The sequence below is a fragment of the bacterium genome, assembly GCA_021159335.1.
Taxonomy (GTDB): domain Bacteria; phylum UBP14; class UBA6098; order B30-G16; family B30-G16; genus JAGGRZ01.
Window position 1 is genome coordinate 1 of record JAGGRZ010000116.1, and the last position, 1,989, is coordinate 1,989.

Annotated in this window: 2 protein-coding genes; both read left to right on the plus strand. The window is 35.2% G+C overall.

Annotation, left to right across the window (positions count from 1 at the left end; all coding sequences use genetic code 11):
* Positions 1–1,509: metallophosphoesterase (locus J7J62_06290; protein ID MCD6124762.1), on the plus strand; the 1,509-nt coding region annotated here is incomplete at its 5' end.
* 69 nt (positions 1,510–1,578) lie between these two features.
* A complete protein-coding gene (locus tag J7J62_06295) occupies positions 1,579–1,968 on the plus strand; it encodes a hypothetical protein (protein ID MCD6124763.1) in 390 nt (129 codons plus the stop codon).
* The last annotated feature ends 21 nt before the right edge of the window (positions 1,969–1,989 follow it).

The window sequence follows — 1,989 nt, forward strand, 5'->3', positions numbered from 1 at the left end:
AATGTGGTAAATTGGATAAATGAGAATAAAAACAACATTGATTGCGATGGAACAAGATGCCCAATTCAATTCTTAGTTGTTTTAGGTGATATAGCCGATTCTGCTGAAAAATCAGAGTTTCTCAAGGCAAAGGAGATTTTGGACAAACTAAACGACCCGAACAATGATGGCAATACATCAGATGGCATCCCCTATGTTCCTCTTTTTGGCAACCATGATGTCTGGTCCTATACCGAGTCAAACAACGCAACATCAGCATTAGGAGAGAAATACTTTGACCAAATCTTCTGGGATGAGAATGAGACCAACACAAAATTAATGAAAGAGAGACTAAAGTTTCAAAGAGATGAACTTCATAAAAACTACAAGAACTTTGTCTTCAATTGTGGTAAAATAAACTTTGTTGGCTTGGACTTTAACTCAAGAGAACCTGTGTCTTTTGGAAAAGGAGTAGGTTCTGATGCAGTAGCCTGGAGAGAAGAATGCGCTGTTCCTGTCCCCTCTGGAACCACATGCCCTTATTTCATTAAAAAACAAGAAACCTTAGATTGGCTGGAAGAGAAGTTGGAAGAATTTGAAGGAGAACCAGTAATCTTGTTTTCGCATCATCCGATGAAATTGAGTATAGCAGAAGCCTTTTCGTCTCCTGAGCTTTTGCAATTAAGAGAAATTTTAAAGAACAAATCAGTAGTATTCGATTTTGGGGGTCATATTCATAGCTTCGAAGGAATTCTTGGAAAATTTCCTTGGGTTACGAATGCAAATAAAGAATACAATCCAATAAATTCAACTCGGGTTATTACCACCGAGGCATTAATGGTAGGTTCAAACGGAAGAGGAGTTGAGAAAGCAACAAAACAAAACGGAGTAGTTGATGGCAAAAAGGGAATTATCAGAATAGTAAAGATCTTTGGAACTGACGATATAAGATCAAACAATTGGGAAACAACTGAAACAGGGGATGAATTTGTTAGTTTGAATCCGAATTTTGATTATTACCCAGTAACAATTGGTGGAAGCGGAATGCCAATTGGATATAGATTTGTGGCTAAATATTTTACTGAAAGAAAAATTTCTAAATACAAATGGGATTTCGGATTCCCGATTGGAGAAAAAGAAGGAGAAGAAGTCTTTATTTCAGTTGATGAAATCCAACAAGGAATAAATCTCGGCACTTACGAGCAAACAGGAACCGAGGTTAAAATTCCAGTAAAATTAACCTTAGTAGATGAGAAAACTCAAGAAGATGAATCTATTCCCAGAAAAGAAAAGGTTTACTTCAGTTATGCCTACCTTATCATTGGACCTTCTCAGAATCAATTTATTTCTTTGAGAAATTATCAGAAACTAACAGTTACCACTGAAAATAGAAATGGAGTTGAGGTATTGATAGATATCAGCCACTCTGCCTCAACACCTGTAGGGATAATCACAGTTAATTTCGGAGAAGCCGAAGGCAACATTGACCTTTCAGAATTAATCGCTGATTCAGATATTAAAGAAGGTTAAATCAATCCTTTATATGGAAAACTGGCCAAAAGAGGTTAAAAGGTCAAAGATTTTGTTTATACCTAAAAAATGAGAAAAGAAGTTTTTAATCTAAAATTGTTTTTTTCTCTTATTATTGGGATATTAGGAGTCATTTTTCTATTTTTCAATTTTTTGTATTTATATGCACCCCCGGTAGCGCATCCCTATACAATTTTTGAAAAAATAACAACTGCCCACTATCATCTCATCGAAAAATTACCTTTGCTTCTCCGTGTTTTTTTCTTAGATTTTCTTGAAGAGCTTGCATTTTTAATTTTTCTTTTTCTTTCACCGATTGGTATTTTTTTAGGAAATAAGGCCTACGAGTCCACAAAACAAAATCTGGCAATTTTCGCTATTGTTCTCAACATAATCAATTTGATTTTTTCCATCTTTATCGGTTGGGCAATACTTGGACTTACTACAGGAGCGATGTGAAATCTAAAACAAACCATGCCA

Bases quoted from the DNA above. Each gene is read 5' to 3' on its own strand.
- J7J62_06295 (MCD6124763.1), top strand. From the start codon at position 1,579: ATGAGAAAAGAAGTTTTTAATCTAAAATTGTTTTTTTCTCTTATTATT.